The 13,521-nt window shown below is 72.4% G+C and carries 13 protein-coding genes and 3 pseudogenes; 6 read left to right on the top strand and 10 right to left on the bottom strand.

Annotated features, from left to right (window positions below):
- Position 1 precedes the first annotated feature (1 nt).
- On the bottom strand, positions 2–823 hold the full coding sequence (locus MKW14_RS31550; RefSeq protein ID WP_240868405.1) for a DUF1684 domain-containing protein: 822 nt from the start codon (positions 821–823) through the stop codon (positions 2–4).
- A gap of 95 nt (positions 824–918) precedes the next feature.
- Positions 919–1,527 carry a nucleoside deaminase gene (locus MKW14_RS31555; RefSeq protein ID WP_240868408.1) on the bottom strand — a complete coding sequence of 203 codons (609 nt, stop codon included), beginning with the start codon at positions 1,525–1,527 and terminating at the stop codon, positions 919–921.
- Between the two features lie 177 nt (positions 1,528–1,704).
- Between MKW14_RS31555 and MKW14_RS31560 the strand changes: the two are divergent.
- Positions 1,705–1,977 (top strand): annotated as a pseudogene (locus MKW14_RS31560) (amidohydrolase family protein); the annotation flags it as partial.
- 85 nt (positions 1,978–2,062) lie between these two features.
- On the opposite strand, the pseudogene MKW14_RS31565 reads toward MKW14_RS31560, so the two are convergent.
- The 4 genes and pseudogenes from MKW14_RS31565 to MKW14_RS31580 all read right to left on the bottom strand — a co-directional run.
- Positions 2,063–2,208 (bottom strand): annotated as a pseudogene (locus tag MKW14_RS31565) (alpha/beta hydrolase); the annotation flags it as partial.
- Between the two features lie 17 nt (positions 2,209–2,225).
- Positions 2,226–3,197 carry an alpha/beta hydrolase gene (locus tag MKW14_RS31570; RefSeq protein ID WP_240868560.1) on the bottom strand — a complete coding sequence of 324 codons (972 nt, stop codon included), beginning with the start codon at positions 3,195–3,197 and terminating at the stop codon, positions 2,226–2,228.
- A 186-nt stretch (positions 3,198–3,383) separates the two neighbouring features.
- Positions 3,384–3,755 (bottom strand): annotated as a pseudogene (locus tag MKW14_RS41370) (tetratricopeptide repeat protein); the annotation flags it as partial.
- Positions 3,756–3,889: 134 nt separating this feature from the next.
- Positions 3,890–4,537, bottom strand: coding sequence for a TetR/AcrR family transcriptional regulator (locus MKW14_RS31580; protein WP_240868410.1), 648 nt, complete (start codon positions 4,535–4,537; stop codon positions 3,890–3,892).
- 58 nt (positions 4,538–4,595) lie between these two features.
- Between MKW14_RS31580 and MKW14_RS31585 the strand changes: the two genes are divergently transcribed.
- The 5 genes from MKW14_RS31585 to MKW14_RS31605 all read left to right on the top strand — a co-directional run bounded on the left by MKW14_RS31585 (position 4,596) and on the right by MKW14_RS31605 (position 9,804).
- Positions 4,596–5,282 (top strand): class II aldolase/adducin family protein, encoded by a 687-nt coding sequence (locus tag MKW14_RS31585; RefSeq protein WP_240868412.1) that lies wholly within the window; start codon positions 4,596–4,598, stop codon positions 5,280–5,282.
- On the top strand, positions 5,279–6,205 hold the full coding sequence (locus MKW14_RS31590) for a carbohydrate kinase family protein (protein WP_240868417.1): 927 nt from the start codon (positions 5,279–5,281) through the stop codon (positions 6,203–6,205). Before MKW14_RS31585 ends, MKW14_RS31590 begins: the two co-directional genes overlap by 4 nt.
- A gap of 87 nt (positions 6,206–6,292) precedes the next feature.
- On the top strand, positions 6,293–7,846 hold the full coding sequence (locus tag MKW14_RS31595; RefSeq protein WP_240868419.1) for an MFS transporter: 1,554 nt from the start codon (positions 6,293–6,295) through the stop codon (positions 7,844–7,846).
- A gap of 93 nt (positions 7,847–7,939) precedes the next feature.
- A complete protein-coding gene (locus tag MKW14_RS31600; RefSeq protein ID WP_240868421.1) occupies positions 7,940–8,872 on the top strand; it encodes an NAD-dependent epimerase/dehydratase family protein in 933 nt (310 codons plus the stop codon).
- Entirely contained in the window at positions 8,869–9,804 is a 936-nt protein-coding gene (locus MKW14_RS31605; protein WP_240868423.1) for an RNA polymerase sigma-70 factor, read from the top strand. Before MKW14_RS31600 ends, MKW14_RS31605 begins: the two co-directional genes overlap by 4 nt.
- 9 nt (positions 9,805–9,813) lie before the next feature.
- On the opposite strand, the gene MKW14_RS31610 is transcribed toward MKW14_RS31605, so the two are convergent.
- The 4 genes from MKW14_RS31610 to MKW14_RS31625 all read right to left on the bottom strand — a co-directional run bounded on the left by MKW14_RS31610 (position 9,814) and on the right by MKW14_RS31625 (position 13,513).
- Entirely contained in the window at positions 9,814–10,239 is a 426-nt protein-coding gene (locus tag MKW14_RS31610; RefSeq protein ID WP_240868425.1) for a VOC family protein, read from the bottom strand.
- On the bottom strand, positions 10,236–11,009 hold the full coding sequence (locus tag MKW14_RS31615; RefSeq protein ID WP_240868562.1) for a helix-turn-helix transcriptional regulator: 774 nt from the start codon (positions 11,007–11,009) through the stop codon (positions 10,236–10,238). The genes MKW14_RS31610 and MKW14_RS31615 overlap by 4 nt, the downstream gene beginning before the upstream one ends.
- A 351-nt stretch (positions 11,010–11,360) precedes the next feature.
- Complete coding sequence (locus MKW14_RS31620) at positions 11,361–12,608, bottom strand: glucarate dehydratase family protein (RefSeq protein WP_240868428.1); 1,248 nt, start codon at positions 12,606–12,608, stop codon at positions 11,361–11,363.
- Positions 12,605–13,513, bottom strand: coding sequence for a 5-dehydro-4-deoxyglucarate dehydratase (locus MKW14_RS31625; RefSeq protein WP_240868430.1), 909 nt, complete (start codon positions 13,511–13,513; stop codon positions 12,605–12,607). The genes MKW14_RS31620 and MKW14_RS31625 overlap by 4 nt, the downstream gene beginning before the upstream one ends.
- Between the last annotated feature and the right edge of the window lie 8 nt (positions 13,514–13,521).

Consider the following 13,521-nt stretch of genomic DNA (forward strand, 5'->3'; position numbering starts at 1 on the left):
CTCAGAGCTGTCCGCCCCGCTCCAGCGGGATCTTCTCGCCGGCCTCGACCGCGAGGGGCAGACGGTTCTCGGCCGGCGGCAGCGGGCAGGTGGCCAGGTCCGTGTAGGCGCAGGGCAGGTTGGCGGCGCGGTTGAAGTCGACCCTCACCCCGCCCTCGGCGTCGGGGGCGGCGATCTGCAGGGCGCGGTTGGCCGCGTAGGTGGTCACGCCGGAGGTCTCGTCGGTGAACAGCACCATCAGCGAGCCGGGCTCCCCGCCGTTGAAGGCGGTGAGCCGGTGCGCGGTGCCGTCCAGCTCGAACTCGACCTGTCCGGGGGAGTCGTACACGTGCTCAAGACCCTCGACGGCGGCGCCCACGGTCACCGGGCGCGGCGCGTCGAACGGCAGGAAGCGGCCGGTGAGCGCCCAGCGCGGGTCGGGCTCGTAGGCGGGCGTGAACGTGAAGGCCGTACGCAGGGCGTTCTCGGGGTGGCGGGGGCGCAGGATGTCGTGGCCGCCGCGCTTGGCGACCTCGATCACCGCGTCGCCCCAGCCGACGTGGACACTGGCACGCTCGGCGAGCACGCCGAAGTCGTGACGGCCGCGCACGACCTGCCCGTCCACCGTCACCTCCTCGCCCTCGGCGAGGTCGACGACCACGCCGTCGCCCGTGGCGGCCCAGGCGCCCGGCGCGTCCTCGAAGCGGGTGGGCTCCTCGGTCAGCCAGCGGAGGCTGGTGATCGCGAGGAAGCCGTGCGGGGCGGAGAGCACGGCCTCCTTGCGCCGGTGCCACTCCTCCCACTCCTGGACGAAGCTCACGCGGTCGACGTCTTGGACGGTCATGTCGGTCCCCTCTCGCTGCACGGGCTCGTGCTGGGTGCAACCGTCGCGCCGGGGCGGGTCATCCAGGCTGATGTTGCAATCGTATGAAATGGGCGTCAGTCGGATCCCCCGCGGGCGTTGTAGACCGTGATCTCGCCGGCGTCGATGGCCTCGCGGTAGCCCCGGAACACCGCGATCGCCTCGTCCCGGAGCACGTCCCCCGTGACCTTGATGCCGCGTGCCTCGAACTGCTCCGCCCAGTCGTCGGGCAGGGGGCCCTCGTCGAAGGTGGTGAGCTGTTCCAGTTCCTCTCCGGCGCCGGCCACCACCAGCCCGCGCACCCCGGACCACAGTGCCGCGCCGTAACACTGCACGCACGGACGCCAGTTGACGACCAGCTCGTGGGCCGGCAGGCCCTCGGCGCCGAGATCCCAGCCGCCGACCGACGTCTGGGCCAGCGCGAGCGCGAGGACCTCGGCGTGCGCGCTGGAGACGTCGGAGGCGAGGACGACGTTCACACCGACCGACACGATCCGGCCGGTGTCCGCCTCGGCCACCAGCGCGGCGAAGGGGCCGCCGTCGCCCTCACGCCAGGTGCGGTCGGCCAGCCGGTGCACGAGCCGCATGCGGTCCTCACGACCGGGGACGACGGCGGGCACGTCCGCCAGTTCGTCCTCGATCCAGGCAGGCAGCGAGAGGCGGTACTCCCTGGCGATGTCGATCATGCTGTGACTTTCTGTCCGGGGCGGCCGGTACCGCCGTGACGACGGGACACAGGGTGTCGGGTCCCCACGTCGAACCGTTCGAGGCGCGAGGACATGGATCAGTGGCGCGATCGCCGTCACCCTCCGCGGTCGACCCCGTACCGTTTGTTGCGTCCGAGGTGACGGTTGCGCCAGGGTGTTCTGCCCGCCCGGCTCTTCGGCCTCGACCGGGACCTCGGCACCGTGGAGAAGGGCAGGCTGGCGGACCTGACCGTCGTCGACGGCGACCCCTTCACGGACTTCGACACCCTCGTGCGTACCGTCGCGGTACTGAGGGGCGGAGTGCCCTACACCACCGAGGAGTTGACCGCCGACTTCGAGCCGGCGGCCCGGAGCACGACCGAAGCCGAGGAGGACTGGCTGGCGATGGGCACGCTGATGCGCAGGGACGCCTGCTGCGACGCCCACTGAGCCGATGTCGTGCGTGCGACACGTGGGCACTGTCCCCTGCCGGTGCCCCGCAACGTCGTCGTCCGGTAGTGATCCTTTCCGGTCAGGCGGCGTCGGCCGCCTGAGCGCGCAGCGGGTTCGGCGGCGCGATCACGGGGACGCCCTGGTTCTGCAGCTCCGCGACGACACCGGCCCAGCTGCGGCGTCGGCGAAGGCGCCGTGCACGAGAAGGGCGGTGGGTGTGGGCGTCATGGCGGCTGGCTCCCGGCTCAGTCGGTGCGGAGGGCCGCGCGCAGGGTGGCGACGGCCTGGTTGATGGCGGCCTCGGCGGCGTGGGTCTCGCGCAGGGCGTCGAGCATCACGAAGTCGTGGATGATGCCCTGGTAGCGCACGGCGGTCACGGGGACTCCGGCCTCGCGCAGCTTGTTGGCGTAGGCCTCGCCCTCGTCCCGCAGGACGTCCGCCTCACCGGTGATCACCAGGGCCGGGGGCAGCCCGGCCAGCTGCTCGGTGGAGGCCCGCAGCGGCGAGGCGGTGATCTGCGCCCGCTCGGCCTCGTCGGTCGTGTACTGGTCCCAGAACCACCGCATGCCGTCCCGGCGCAGGAAGTAGCCCTCGGCGAACTGGTGGTAGGACGGCGTGTCGAAGCTCGCGTCGGTCACCGGGTAGAACAGCACCTGCTGCACCAGCGGGACATCGCCGCGCTCCTTGGCCTGCAAGGTCAGCGCCGCCGTCATGTTGCCGCCCACCGAGTCACCGGCCACCGCCAGCCGCGAGCCGTCCAGGTCCTTGGTGGAACCCTGCTCGACGACCCACTTCGCGACCGTGTAGTTCTGCTCGATGGCGACCGGGTAGCGCACCTCGGGGGAGAGGTCGTACTCGGGGAAGACCACGGCCGCGCCCGCGCCGACGGCGAGTTCGCGCACCAGCCGGTCATGGGTGTGGGCGTTGCCGAAGACCCAGCCCGCGCCGTGGATGTAGAGGATGACCGGCAGGGTGCCGGCGGCCCCGGCGGGGCGGACGATGCGGGCCCGGACACTGCCGGTCGGGCCGCCGGAGACGGTGATCCACTCCTCGTCGACCGCGGGCTTGGCGATCTCACCCGACTGCACCTCGTCGACGGCCTTGCGGCCCTCGGCGGGCGGCAGGTCGAAGAGGTACGGCGGGTTGGCGGTGGCCTCGACGAAGGCCTGGGCGGCCGGTTCGAGGACCGGCTTGACCGGTTCGGCGGTCTGGGACATCACGTTCTCCCGAAGTGTGTGGCTGGTGATGCGCGAGCGCGTCGACGAGCACGCTAGGAGCGCAGGGCGTGGGCGAGTTGACTGCCGGCGCATGACAGCTGGTCCCGCAGCGCACTGGAACTCCCGCCCGCGCTCTCGCGCCACTCGCTCCTGCGCGGCCCGGTCGCCGCTCGCCCGGAACAGCTCCAGCGCCCGCTGGTTGTGGTGCAGGGCGCCGGGAAGGTCGCCCTCCTGGTCCGCCTCCCAGCCGAGGCTGCGATGGGTCTGGGCCCGGCCGATCGGGTCGCCCAGCTCCGTGAAGAGTTCCAGGGCGCGGCGCAGCCGGGGCCGGGAGCGGTCGTGCAGGCCCAGCCGGCCCTCCGCCCGGCCCAGACCGCGCAGGCCGTGCGCCTCCCACACCGGGTCGGACAGCCGCAGCGCGCCGGCGAGCGCGGTGTGCTGGGCGGCCAGCCCGTCGTGCACCAGCAGGGCACGTTCGCGCGGCCCGCCCAGTGCGAGTTCCGCCCACTCCCGACGTACCCGAACCGGCCCCAGGACCGAGAACTCCACCGGCCCCACCCACCTTGTTGATCTTCAGCCCCCGTCCGACCCTCCGTGACGTCCCGGGTTACCCAGGGTCACGGCAGGAAGGGGCGCCGCACGGGGGAGCCGACCTGCCCGGCGCGGTCACGCAGGCGTCCGGGACAGCGCGCCTAGCGCCGATAGCGAGCCGTCACGGCCGTGAGGTACCCCCGCAGCATCACCTTCGCCTCCTCCAGCAGCCGCTCGTCGCCCTGTGCGTCGCGCCGGAAGGCCTCCTGGGCCAGCGCGTCCGCGGCCAGGACCGAGGCGTGGCAGGCGCGGGCGAGGGCCTCGTCGTCGGCGGCGAGGTCGAGGGCGAGCAGGACGCGGCGGATACCGTCGGCCATCCGGAGCTTGTGCTCGCGGTCGGCGGCCCGGGTCCGCTCGGTCAGACCACTGCCGAACCACAGGGCGCGGAAGCCGTGTTCGCCGCGGTAGATCGCGGCGTACGCGTCCAGGAGCAGGCCGACCGGGTCCGCCCACCGCTCGGTCGCCGCCGCCTCGGCGAAACCGTCCATGGCGGCCTCCAGCTTGGCGAAGTACCCGGCCGCCAGGGCGTCGATGATCGCGTCCCGGTCGGGCAGGTACTGGTACAGCGAGCCGACCGACACCCGGGCCGCCGCGGCCACCCGGGTCGTGGTCAGCGCCTCGACCCCGTCCCGGATCAGGATGTGCTCGGCCGTCTCCAGCACCCGGGCCAAGCGGGCCTTGCTGCGCGCCTGTTGCGGGGTCCGGCGCAGGGGGAGGGCTCCGCCGGGATCCGCGGTCGGCTCTCCCACGAAGGAACCTCCGAACGTGAACGTGACATTGTTTCATGTTTAGACTACGGTCGCGCCCATGACCGACTCAAGCTCGGCGCTGGGGCCGCAGCGGGCCGCCGTGGCCGACGCCTGCCGGCGTCTGGGGGCCGAGGGCCTGCTCATCGGTACGGCCGGGAACGTCAGCGTGCGCGTCGAGGACCAGGTCGCGATCACCGCCACCGGCGCGGTGCTCGCCGAACTGACCCCGGACCAGGTCAGCGTGGTCGACCTGGACGGCAGGCTCGTGGCCGGGACGCTGGCGCCGACCTCGGAACTGGACCTGCATCTCGGTGTCTACCGCCGCTACGGCACCGGGGCGGTCGTCCACACCCACGCCCCGATGGCCACCGCGCTCTCCCTCGTCCTCGACGAACTCCCCTGCGTCCACTACCAGTTGCTGACGCTGGGCGGCACCGTCCGAGTCGCGCCGTACGCCACCTTCGGCACCCCCGAACTCGCCGAGTCGGTGATCGCCGCGCTGGAGGGCCGCAGCGCCGCCCTGATGGCCAACCACGGCGCGGTCACCCACGCGACCACGCTCGACAAGGCCGTCGAGCACGCGCTGCTGCTGGAGTGGGCCTGCGGCGTCTACCAGCACGCCGCCGCGCTCGGCACCCCCCGCGTCCTCGACGAACAGCGGCAACTCGCGGTCATCGAGGCCGCCATCGCCCGTGACTACGGCACCACCCACCCCGTACCACCCGCGCAGGAGGAGAAGCGATGAAGGTCGTCACGATGGGCGTGCACGTACTGGACGTGCTGGTACGGCCGGTTGAGGCGATACCCGAGGGCCAGGGCGCCACCCTCGTCGAGGACATCAGGATGACCGCCGCCGGGACGGCAGCCGGGACCGCCCTGACCCTCGCCAAGCTCGGCGCCGAGGTCCGCACCGCCGGCGCGATCGGCACCGATCCGACCGGCGATCTGCTCCTGCAACTGCTGGAGCGGGCGGGAATCGACACCGGGCTGGTCGTCCGCCGGACCGACACCTCCACCTCCGCCACCGTCCTGCCCATCCGCCCCAACGGCGACCGCCCCACCCTCCATCTGCTCGGCGCCAACATCACCTACGGCCTCGACGACGTCCCGTGGGACGCGCTGGCTGAGGCGACACATCTGCACCTGGGCGGACCGGAGTTGATCGGCGCCGAGGTCGCCGCGCGGATCCTCGCCCACGCCAAGGAGCACGACGTCGTCACCTCCGTCGACCTCCTCGCGCCGGGCGAGCTGGGCACCTTCGACCAGATCGAACCGATCCTCCCGTACATCGACCACCTGCTCCCCAACGAGGACCAGGTCCTCGGCTTCAGCGAGGAGCAGGACCTCGTCACCGGCGCCAGGAAGTTCCTCGCGGCCGGCACCGGTCTCGTCGCCGTCACCCGCGGCGGCGAGGGCGCGCTCCTGATCACGGCCGAGGGCACCCAGGCGGTCCCCGCCTTCGACGTCGACGTCGTCGACACCACCGGCTGCGGCGACGCCTTCTCGGCCGGCTTCCTGCGCGGCGTCAGCCTCGACCGCACCCCGAAGGAGGCCGCCGTACTCGGCAACGCGGCGGCGGCCCTGGTGGCGCAGGGCCTCGGCAGCGACCACGGCGCCTTCGACCTCCCGGAGGCCGACGAGTTCGCGATGACCCACAAGACCCGGTGACCGCGGCGCCGCCCATCGAGTGGTGACGGTCGCGGCACGGGCGTACGGTCGGACAGTGGACGGCACCGTTCACCGAGAGCACGCACCATGAGCAGCAGCCCGCAGCCGACCTCCCCAGCACAGACCACCTCCCGAGCACCGGGCGGCGGCGGGAACGGCATGGCGCTGCTGGTCATCGCGTCCTGCCAGCTGATGGTGGTCCTCGACATCACCATCGTGAACATCGCGCTGCCGCACATCCAGAGCGCGCTGGACTTCTCCACCACCAGCCTGTCCTGGGTGGTCAACGCATACACGTTGACCTTCGGCGGGCTGCTGCTGCTCGGCGGCCGCACCGGCGACATCCTCGGCAGACGGCGCATGTTCATCGTCGGGGTGCTGTTGTTCGCCGTCGCCTCCCTGCTCGGCGGCCTCGCCCAGAACTCCGGCGAACTGCTCGCCGCCCGCGCCCTGCAGGGCGTCGGCGGCGCGATCGCCTCACCGACCGCGCTCTCCCTGGTCAGCACCACCTTCCCGGAGGGCCCGGAACGCAACCGGGCCTTCGGTGTCTTCGCCGCCGTCTCCGCCGGCGGCGGCGCCATCGGACTGCTGGCCGGCGGCATGATCGTCGAGTGGCTGAACTGGCGCTGGGTGCTCTTCGTCAACGTCCCCATCGGCGTCCTCATCGCCCTCGCCGCGCCCCGCTGGATCAGGGAGTCCGAACGACATCCCGGCCACTTCGACATCGCCGGCGCGCTGACCTCGACCCTGGGCATGGTGCTGCTGGTGTACGGCTTCATCCGGGCCGCACAGGAGGGCTGGCGGGACGCGCTGACGCTGGCCTCGTTCGCCGGGGCCGTCGTCGTCCTGGCCGCGTTCATCCTGATCGAGCGGGGTTCGGTCCAGCCGATCACCCCCCTGCACATGTTCGCCGACCGCAACAGAGCGGGCACGTACGGCATGATGCTCAGCCTGGCCGCCGCGATCTTCGGCATGTTCTTCTTCCTGACCCTCTTCGTGCAGGACGTGCTGAACTTCAGTCCGCTGCGGGCCGGACTCGCGTTCCTGCCGGTCAGCGCCGTCATCGCGGTCGGGGCAGGGCTCGCCTCGCGGTTCCTGCCCCGGTTCGGCCCCAAACCGTTCCTCGTGGTCGGCGCCCTGCTCGCGGCGGGCGGTCTGGCCTGGCTGACCCTGACCGACGTGCACTCCACCTACGCCGGCAGCATCCTCGGCCCGATCCTCGTCTTCAGCCTGGGCATGGGCATGGAGTTCGTGTCGCTGACCCTGATGGCGCTGTCCAACGTCCCCGTCCAGGAGACCGGCGCCGCCTCCGGGCTCCTCAACGCCACCCAGCAGGTGGGCGGTTCGCTCGGTCTGTCCATCCTGGTCACCATGTTCGGCACGGCCAGCACCAACGAGGCCCACAAGCAGGTCCCGCTCTTCCTCGCCCAGGCGACCCCGGCCGAACGGCTGCGCTTCCGGCGCACCGGACAGCTCCCGAGCCCCTGGTCCGACCAGGTCCTCACCCATGGGATCTCCGCCGCGTTCGTCGTCGCGGCGATCTTCACCGTGGTCGCGGCGCTGATCGCGGTCGTCGTCATCCAGGTCCGCCCCTCCGACCTGGAACGACTCCAGGGCGGCATGGGCCCCGGCCCGGTCTGAGACCGTCCTCGTCAGGATTTTCCCGCCCCCCATGTCACAGACACGGGGGGCTGTCTCGTCCACAGGGCAGAGACAATTCCAGGAACGGGAAGGGTGATCGTCGTGCGGGTGTTCGTGGCAGGTGGGACGGGGGTCCTGGGACGGCGGCTGATACCGCAGCTCGTCGCCCGGGGCCATCAGGTAACGGCAACGACGACCAACGCGGCCAAACTGGGGCTGCTGGCGGAGCTCGGCGCGGACGGCGTCGTTATGGACGGCCTGGACGCGGCCTCCGTCGGCGAGGCGGTGGCCACGGCACGGCCGGACGCGATCGTGCACCAGATGACCGGGCTCGGCGCCGGTGAACCCGACATGAAGCACTTCGACCGGTTCTTCGCCACCACCAACCGGCTGCGCACCGAGGGCACGGACCATCTGCTGGCCGCCGCCGAGGCGACCGGCGTGTCCACCTTCGTCGCGCAGAGCTTCGGCAGCTTCAACGGCATCCGCGAGGGCGGCTGGATCAAGACCGAGGACGACCCGCTCGACCCGATGACGGGCACGGTGCTGCGCCCGATGATCGAGGCGGTCAACCACCTCGAGGACGTGGTCGTGCGGGCCGGCGGCGCCGTCCTGCGCTACGGCGCGTTCTACGGACCGGACGCCATCGACGACCAGGTCGAGCTGGTCCGCAGGCGGAAGTTCCCGCTCGTGGGACGCGGCACCGGACACAGCTCGTGGATCCACCTCGACGACGCCGCCCACGCCACCGTCCTGGCCGTCGAACAGCACGCGAAGGGCGTCTACTGCATCGTCGACGACGAACCGGCCCCGGCCGCCGAATGGCTGCCCCACCTCGCGGCCGTCGCGGGCGCCAAGCCGCCGATGCGGGTGCCGAAGTGGCTGGCGCGGCTGCTCGCGGGAGACCTGCCGGTGATCATGATGCTGGAGGGCCGCGGCTTCTCCAACGCCAAGGCCAGGCGCGAACTGGGCTGGGAGCCGCGCCACCCCTCGTGGCGCCAGGGATTCAAGGAGGAGCTGGCGTGAGTCGCGCGGAGGAGTTCGAGGAACTGCGGCCGCTGCTGTTCGCGATCGCCTACCGCATCCTCGGCAGCGTCAGCGAGGCGGAGGACGCCGTCCAGGACACCTGGCTGCGCTGGGAGCGCACCCCGACCCTGCCGAGATCGACCAAGGCGTATCTCTCGGCCGTGGTCACCCGGATCTCCGTCGACGTGCTGCGCTCGGCCCGGGTCCGGCGCGAGGAGTACGTCGGCCCCTGGTTCCCCGAGCCGCTGCTCACCGACCCCTACGAGGACCCCGAACGCTCGGCGGAGCTGTCGGACTCGCTGTCGATGGCGGCGCTGCTGCTGCTCGAACGGCTCTCCCCGCTGGAGCGCGCCGTGTTCGTGCTGCGGGAGGTGTTCGGCTTCGGCTTCCCGGAGATCGCCTCGGCCGTCGACCGGTCCGAGACGGCGTGCCGGCAGCTCGCGGTGCGGGCACGGCGGCACATGGACGCGGGCCGGCCGCGCTTCGAGGCCGACCGCAAGGAGCGCGAGGAACTCGCCGAGCGGTTCTTCGGCGCCTTCCGGGAGGGCGACGTCGACGGGCTGCGGGAGCTGCTCGCCGCCGACGTCCAGCTGGTCGGCGACGGCGGCGGCAAGGCGCCCGCGCTGGCCAACGCCGTCCGCGGCCCGGAGAACGTGGCCCGGCTGATCTCCTCGTTCGTGTCGATGTGCGTCGCGACGGGTGTCGTGGCCGAGCCGCACCAGGTGAACGGCCAGCCCGGCGTGCTCTTCCGCGACCGGGACGGCAAGGTCGTGAGCATCCTGGCCCTGGACATCCTCGGCGGCCGGATCCAGACGATCCGCGGGGTCGTCAACCCGGACAAGCTCGGGCACCTCGGCCCGGTGGCGGACGTGTGGGCGCTCAAGGACGAGGCGATGCGGACGCGCCGGCGCCAGCCCGACCCCACGGGCTGAGCGCACCGCTCAGGACGCGGACGTGCCGCCCCACTCCTCCGGGGCCACGTCCGCCAGCGTCTGGGAGAACGTCCAGTGGTGGCCGGCCGGGTCCTCGGCCGAGTACTGGCGCTCGCCGTACTCGAAGTCGGTCGGCTCCATGAGGATCCGGGCGCCGTGCGCGCGGGCCCGCTCGCAGTGCGCCCGGGCGTCCTCCACGCGGACCATGACCGAGTGCGTGACCTCGCCGGAGCGCGGGGGACGGCGGTCCTGCCGGACGTCCCCGATGATCACCGCACCGTCGCCGACCGTGAGCTGGGAGCGGTGGTCCTCGCCGATGCGCACCCGCTCGGTGAACCCGAAGGCCTCGCCGAGCCAGGCGACGGCGGCCCGCACGTCGGGATAGATCAGGACGGGGATGACCGTCGCGGAGGGGATGGAGCGGTTCGGCCTCATGACTGGCTCCCGGCGTTCGTGTCCCGTGGCGCGGAGGGCGCGGGCACCAGGCCGAGCCGCTGGGCCCGCAGCACCGTACTGATGCGGTCGCGTGTGCCCAGTTTGCGGTAGATCTTCTCGACGTGCTTGTGCACCGTGCGATCCGATATGCCGAGGCGTCGGCCGATCGCGGCCGCGGTCAGCGCGTCCGCCAGCAGCACCAGGACCGCCGTCTCGCGGGGCGTCAACCCGCAGTCCGGGGCCGCCGTGGGGTCGGTCGAACGCCGGTGGCGTTCCAGGAGCTGCCGCTGCTGTTCCACGGCGGCCAGCAGCGGCTGGAGCTGGGCCGCCAGCCGGAGATGGTCGTCGGTGAAGTCCGTGCCGGAGCGGTAGACCATGCACCCGGTGACCGGGGTCGTCGTTCCGGGCAGCGGGATCGCCAGGACGTGGTCGGCGGCCATGAGGTCGCCGATCAGCTCCGCGGTGGGGCTCGACGACCAGGCCCGGCCCGCCGCCCGGCGCGCGGTCAGCGGGGTCCGGTCCGGGCCGGAGGAGTACAGGGGCGCGAACGGGTAGCCCTCCCGCAGCAGGCCCACGGCCTCGTCCCCGAGCACGGCGAACTCGGCGGCGACCGCGGGGGGCATACCGACCGCGCCCCCGGACTCGGTCCAGTCGTCCAGCTTGTAGATCAGGCTCTCGCCGTCGCACAGGCCGGGCAGGGCGTCCGCGAGCATCGGCCACAGGCGCTCGGGGTCCCGTTCGTGCAGGGCCGCGACCGCCACCGACAGCATGCGTTCCTGCGCCCCGACCGACACCTGTGCCACGTTCCCACTCCGCTCGTGCGCCGCGTACGCAGTTGTACCCATACCGGCGACGTCCAGCCTGCCTCAGACTGCAACGGAGCAACAAGGACGTTCACGGATGTACTCCAGCACAACGGCGCACCAGCGGCCGCGGCGGGGAGACCCGGCGGTTCGGTGGGGGACAGCCGGTGCTCCCCGAGGCCCGGGCCCGTGCGGGCCGCCGGAGCGGGGGACCGGCGGCCCGTCGCGGGTTCGAGCACCTCGGACTCCGCGAGCCCGGTGGCATCCGCGGCGCGGGGTGCTGGATCCCGAGCAGCGGACCGGTGGCTTCGCCATCCTTCACCAGCGAGGCAGCCTCAGCTCGTACTCCGGTTGCACGCGCCGCATGTAACCCGTGTCGTCGCGGCTGCGCACCCCCGACTCCACATACCGCCGGTGCAGGCGCTCCAGGGCGTCGTGGTCGAGTTCCACGCCCAGGCCCGGCCCGGTCGGCACCGCCACCTCTCCGTCGCGGATCTCCAGCACGCCGGGGAGGATCACGTCGTCGGCGGAGTTCCACGGATAGTGGGTGTCGCAGGAGTGGTCGAGGTTGGGGATGGCGGCCGCGACATGGGTCATCGCGGCGAGACTGATCCCCAGGTGCGAGTTGGAGTGCATGGACAGCGCGATCCCGAACGCCTCGCACACAGCGGCCAGTTCACGGGTGCGGCGCAGTCCGCCCCAGTAGTGGTGGTCGGTGAGCAGCACCTGGACCGCGTTCTGCTCGATCGCCGGCCGCAGGTGCTCCCAGGCGATCACGCACATGTTGGTCGCCAGCGGCAGCGGCGAGTCCTTCGCCACCTGGGCCATCCCGGCAATGGTCGGGGTCGGGTCCTCCAAGTACTCCAGCACGCCGTCCAGTTGGCGGGCGACGTAGGCGGAGGTCTCCACGGTCCAGGCCGTGTTGGGGTCCAGCCGCAGCGGCTGCCCGGGGAAGGCCTCCGCCAGCGCGCGGATCGCCGCGATCTCCTCGTCCGGCGGGAAGACCCCGCCCTTCAGCTTGAACGACCGGAAACCGTAGCGCTGTTGCATCAGCCGGGCCTGCTCCACGATCCCCGCGGGATCCAGCGCCGCGCCCCAGTCGTCGCCGATCGCCGCCCGGCCGTCCAGGGCGGGGTGCTCGGCCCACTTGTAGAAGAGGTACGCGGCGAAGGGCACCGAGTCGCGGACCCTGCCGCCGAGCAGGTCGCTGACGGGCCGCCCCAGCAGCCTGCCCTGCGCGTCGAGGCAGGCGACCTCCACGGCCGAGGTGGTCCAGCCGCGCTCGTGGGAGCTGGGCACCGTCGGCAGCAGGACCTGGTCGATCGCCGCGCCGATGGCGGTCGTGTCGAAGACGTCCATGCCGACGACGACCTTCGCGGCGGCCTCGAGCCGCTCCAGCCGGGCGACTCCGCCCGGCGACTCGCCGAGGCCCACCGTGCCGTCCTCCAGGACGAGCTGGAGCACGATCCGCAGGGCGAGCGGCTCGTGGACGCCGTTGGAGTTGAGCAGGGGCGGGTCGCCGAAGGCGATCGGGGTGACGATCAGTTCGCGGATCCTGGTGCTCATGCGGCGACCACCTCCAGGCCGTGGGCGATGAGTTCCGTCAGCCGGGCCATGTGCTCCGGTGTCGGGTCGAGCAGCGGCGCCCGTACGCCGCCCACGTCCAGACCGCGTACGGTGACCCCGGCCTTGATCAGCGCCACGGCGTATCCGGGCACCTCGTCGCGGAGCTGGACGAGCGGGCCGTAGAACTCGTCGAGGAGCGTGGTGACGAGCGTCTCGTCGCCCTCGGTCAGCGCCCGGTGGAAGGCCAGGGCGATCTCGGGCGCGAAGGCGAACACCGCGGAGGAGTACAGCTCGACGCCGATGCCGCGGTAGGCGGGTGCGGTCATCTCGGCGGTGGGCAGTCCGTTGAAGAACTGGAAGTCCTCCGTGCCCGGTACGGCCCGCACGGCGCGCACGATCCGGTGCATCCGCTCGATGTCGCCGACGCCGTCCTTGAGCCCGACGACCCGGGGCAGGGCCGCGATCTCGGCGGCCGTCGCCTCGGTCAGCCGGGTCGTGCCGCGCTGGTAGAAGATCACCGGCAGGTCGCTCGCGCCGGACACCTCCTCGACGTACCGCACCAGACCCCGCTGCGGCGCGCTGACCAGGTACGGCGGCAGCAGCAGGATGCCGTCGGCGCCGGCCCGGCGGATGCGGGCGGCCTGGTCGCGGGCGACCGGCGGTGGTCCGCCGGCGGCGGCCAGCACCGGCACCCGGCCGTCCACCGCCTCGACGGCGATCCGGGTGGCCCGCTCGATCTCCTCGGCGGTCAGGGCGTGGAACTCGCCGGTGCCGCAGGCGACGAACACGCCGCCCGCGCCGGCCGCGACACCGGACTCGATGTGCCGCGCGAGCCGTTCCCCGTCCAGCGAGCCGTCCGGGGCGAACGGTGTGACCGGGAAGAACAGCACTCCGTGGAACTTCATGTCTCCCT

The sequence above is a fragment of the Streptomyces gilvus genome, from assembly GCF_022513565.1.
In the GTDB taxonomy this organism is placed as follows: domain Bacteria; phylum Actinomycetota; class Actinomycetes; order Streptomycetales; family Streptomycetaceae; genus Streptomyces; species Streptomyces gilvus.